At 68.6% G+C, this 4,190-nt stretch carries 3 protein-coding genes; 2 read left to right on the top strand and 1 reads right to left on the bottom strand.

What is annotated here, in order from left to right:
* Positions 1-118: 118 nt before the first annotated feature.
* Positions 119-973 (bottom strand): 3-methyl-2-oxobutanoate hydroxymethyltransferase, encoded by an 855-nt coding sequence (panB, locus tag ACFWF3_RS26495; RefSeq protein ID WP_378639174.1) that lies wholly within the window; start codon positions 971-973, stop codon positions 119-121.
* A 200-nt stretch (positions 974-1,173) separates the two neighbouring features.
* On the opposite strand from panB, the gene ACFWF3_RS26500 reads away from it, so the two are divergent.
* On the top strand, positions 1,174-2,706 hold the full coding sequence (locus ACFWF3_RS26500; RefSeq protein WP_378996529.1) for an alpha/beta hydrolase: 1,533 nt from the start codon (positions 1,174-1,176) through the stop codon (positions 2,704-2,706).
* 121 nt (positions 2,707-2,827) lie between these two features.
* On the top strand, positions 2,828-4,168 hold the full coding sequence (glnA, locus tag ACFWF3_RS26505) for a type I glutamate--ammonia ligase (protein WP_378996527.1): 1,341 nt from the start codon (positions 2,828-2,830) through the stop codon (positions 4,166-4,168).
* Positions 4,169-4,190 lie beyond the last annotated feature (22 nt).

Consider the following 4,190-nt stretch of genomic DNA (forward strand, 5'->3'; position numbering starts at 1 on the left):
CGGCCGCGGACCGGCCACTTCGTGGCCGTCCCTCCCTAGGGGTCGGGAGTGCGGTGGCTGGGTTGGGTGGGTTGTTGAAGACGGGGACAGGGACGGGGACAGGTTGTTGTGGGTCCGGTCAGAAGCTGTGTTCGGGGCCGGGGAAGGTGCCTTGGCGGACTTCGGCGGCGTAAGTGGCCGCGGCGGTGCGGAGTTCGTCGCCCACGTTGCCGAAGCGCTTGACGAATTTGGCCGTCTTGCCGCTGGTGTAGCCGGCCATGTCCTGCCAGACCAGCACCTGGGCGTCGCAGTCGGCGCCCGCGCCGATGCCGACGGTCGGGATGGTCAGCTTGCGGGTGACCTGGCCCGCGATCTCGGCGGGGACCATTTCCATGACCACCGAGAACGCACCGGCCTCCTGCACGGCGATCGCGTCGGCGACCAGCTGCTCGGCGCCGTCGCCTCGGCCCTGGACACGGAAACCGCCCAGGGTGTTCACGCTCTGCGGGGTGAATCCGATGTGGGCCATCACGGGGATGCCCGCGGAGGTGATCAGCGCGATCTGCTCGGCGACCCGTTCGCCGCCCTCGAGCTTCACCGCGTGCGCGCCGCCCTCCTTCATGAAGCGGATGGCGGTCGCCAGCGCCTGCTGCGGCGAGGACTCGTAGGTCCCGAACGGCAGATCGGCGACGACCAGCGCGTGCGGGGCGCCGCGCACGACACCGCGCACGAGCGGGATGAGCTCGTCGACGGTGATCGGCACGGTGGTGTCGTAGCCGTAGACGACATTGGCGGCGGAATCGCCGACCAGGAGCACGGGGATACCGGCTTCCTCGAACAGCCGGGCGGACGAGTAGTCGTAGGCCGTCAGCATCGACCAGCGCTCACCGTCGGCCTTCATCTGCTGGAGATGCTGGACGCGGGTCTTGCGGCGTGGCTTGTTGTCGGCGGGAGTGGCACCGTAGGCAGGAGTCTGCTCATCGGATACGGACATCATCGTCCCTTTCGTCTGGTTCCTCGAGGCCCATACCGGGTCCCCGGGCGTTTCTGACCACCTCAGTGTGCCACCTGCGCCCGCACGGGTTTAAGGCCAGGCGCCGGTGTGATCGGTCACACCGGGCGATTCGGTTACCGTGATGCGAGCCCGTTCGGGCGCATTGTGTGCGCCGCAGGGCGCGGAAAGGTGGGCCCACTGTGCAGCGAGGCCGGCTCGTCGTGCTCCTCGGCGCTGTCTCTGCGTTGATCGTCACCGGATGCGGCACCGGCGGGGACAGCGCGCCGCGTGCTGAACTGCCCCCGCCCCCACCGGGCCTGAACAGCTTCTACGACCAGCAGATCGACTGGGGCTCGTGCGAGGGCTACGGCAGCCCGGAGGACCGGCTGCCACCCAAAACCGAGTGCGCGCGGATCACCGTGCCGATCGACTACGCGCGCCCGGACGGCCCGACCGCCCAGATCGCGCTCTCCCGGATCCCGGCCACCGGCGAGAAGGTCGGCTCGCTGCTGATGAACCCGGGTGGGCCCGGCGTCTCCGGCCTGTCGATGGTCGGTGTCGGCAACCGCACCGAACTGGCGGAGAAGTTCGATCGGGTCGGGTTCGATCCGCGCGGTGTCGGCTCGTCGCTGCCCTCGATCGTCTGCCTCACCCCGCAGCAGGCCGACGCCGAACGTGCCGAGCCGCCCACCGACAACACTCCGGCGGGCATCGCCGAGGCAGAGGACGACAACCGTGAGTACGCCGACCGCTGCGCCCAGCGCTCCGGCGTCGACCTGCTCGGTCACGTCGGTACCCGCGAGGTGATCCAGGACATGGATGTCATGCGGGCCGTGCTCGGCGACGCGAAACTGAGCTACCTCGGCTACTCCTACGGCACCCGCCTCGGTTCGGCCTACGCCGAGAAGTACCCGCAGAACGTGCGCGCGCTCGTTCTCGACGGCGCCGTCGACTCCTCGCAGGACCCCGTCCAGGAGTCGCTGCGGCAGGCGGCGGGCTTCCAGGGCGTGTTCACCGCCTACGCCACCGACTGCGCGAAGAACGCCGACTGCCCGCTCGGGACCGATCCCGCCCAGGCCGTCACCCGTTTCCGCGAGCTGGTCGGGCCGCTGGAGAAGGCCCCGGCGCCGACCGCCGACCCGCGCGGTCTCAGCTACAACGACGCGATCACCGGCGTCCAGCAGGCTCTCTACAGCGACGACCTGTGGCAGATCCTCACCCAGGGCCTCACCGAACTGCGCGCGGGCAGCGGCGACACCCTGCTGCAGCTGGCCGATATGTACGACGGCCGCCGTCAGGACGGCACCTACGCCAACACCCAGGACGCCTTCAACGCGATCCGTTGCGTCGACGATCCGCGCGTCACCGATCCCGCGGTCACGGGCCGTCAGGACACCGAATACCGCAAGGCCGCCCCGTTCCTCGACGACGGCAAGGGCACCGGCGCCGCCCCACTGGAACTGTGCGCCGCCTGGCCGGTGCCCAACACCAGCAGCCCGCATCGCGTCTCGGCCCCTGGACTGCCGCCCACCGTGGTGGTCTCCACCACCGACGACCCGGCCACGCCGTATCAGGCCGGTGTCGACCTGGCCGCCCAGCTGGGCGCCGACCTCATCACCTTCCGCGGCAATCGGCACACCGCCGCTCTGGTGGCGGGCGATCAGTGCCTCGACACCGCGGTGATCGACTACCTCGTCGATCTCGCCACGCCCGCGCCCGGTCTCACATGCTGAGAGCCACATGTGCTCACCGCGCCCCGTCGTGGCCGGTGAGATGTGCGAACGATGTGACGAGATCGCAAACCCGTCTCCGTATGTAACACGGATTTAACGCCGGGTGCTTACGCTCGCCGGTATGGATCGCCAGAAGGAATTCGTGCTGCGGACGCTCGAAGAGCGGGATATCCGTTTCGTCCGTCTCTGGTTCACCGATGTGCTGGGCTACCTCAAGTCCGTCGCCATCGCGCCCGCCGAACTCGAAGGCGCCTTCGAAGAGGGCATCGGCTTCGACGGCTCGGCCATCGAGGGCTTCGCGCGCGTGTCCGAGGCGGACATGGTCGCGCGGCCCGATCCGTCGACCTTCCAGGTGCTGCCGTGGGCCAGTTCCAAGGGCCACCAGCACTCGGCGCGGATGTTCTGCGATATCACCATGCCCGACGGTTCGCCGTCCTGGGCCGACCCGCGCCACGTGCTGCGCCGTCAGCTGAACAAGGCCGCCGACGCGGGCTTCAGCTGCTACGTGCACCCCGAGATCGAGTTCTTCCTGCTGGAGAACAACCTCAAGGGCGGCTACGAGCCGACCCCGGCCGACAACGGCGGCTTCTTCGACCAGGCCGTGCACGATTCGGCGCCGAACTTCCGCCGCCATGCCATCGACTCGCTCGAATCGATGGGCATCTCGGTCGAGTTCAGCCACCACGAGGGCGCTCCCGGCCAGCAGGAGATCGACCTGCGCTACGCCGACGCGCTCTCGATGGCCGACAACGTGATGACATTCCGCTACCTGATCAAAGAGGTGGCGATCGACGAGGGTGTGCGCGCGACGTTCATGCCCAAGCCGTTCTCCCAGTACCCCGGTTCGGCCATGCACACCCACATGAGCCTGTTCGAGGGCGAGAACAACGCCTTCGCCGATCCCGACGACCCGAACAACCTCTCGGGTACCGCGCGCTCCTTCATCGCGGGCATCCTCGAACACGCCCCCGAGATCAGCGCCATCACCAACCAGTGGGTCAACTCCTACAAGCGCCTGATCCACGGTGGCGAAGCCCCGACCGCGGCCTCGTGGGGCCGGTCCAACCGGTCGGCGCTGGTGCGGGTGCCGATGTACACCCCGAACAAGTCGTCGTCGCGTCGCGTCGAGATCCGCAGCCCTGATTCCGCCTGCAACCCGTACCTGACCTTCGCGGTGCTGCTGGCCGCGGGTCTGCGCGGTATCGAGAAGGGCTACACGCTGCCCCCCGAGGCCGAGGACGACGTGTGGTCGCTGACCGACGCCGAGCGTCGCGCCATGGGCTTCCGCACCCTGCCCGGCACCCTCGACGAGGCCCTGCAGGCGATGGAGCGCTCCGAGCTGGTCGCCGAAACCCTCGGCGAACACGTCTTCGACTTCTTCCTGCGCAACAAGCGCCGTGAGTGGGCCGACTACCGCTCACAGGTCACTCCCTGGGAGTTGAAGGAGTACCTGAGTCTCTGAGTGATCCCGAGCCGCCTTGATC

Source organism: Nocardia sp. NPDC060220, from assembly GCF_042727815.1.
Taxonomy (GTDB): Bacteria; Actinomycetota; Actinomycetes; order Mycobacteriales; family Mycobacteriaceae; genus Nocardia.

Bases quoted from the DNA above. Each gene is read 5' to 3' on its own strand.
- panB (WP_378639174.1), bottom strand. From the start codon at position 973: ATGTCCGTATCCGATGAGCAGACTCCTGCCTACGGTGCCACTCCCGCC.
- glnA (WP_378996527.1), top strand. From the start codon at position 2,828: ATGGATCGCCAGAAGGAATTCGTGCTGCGGACGCTCGAAGAGCGGGAT.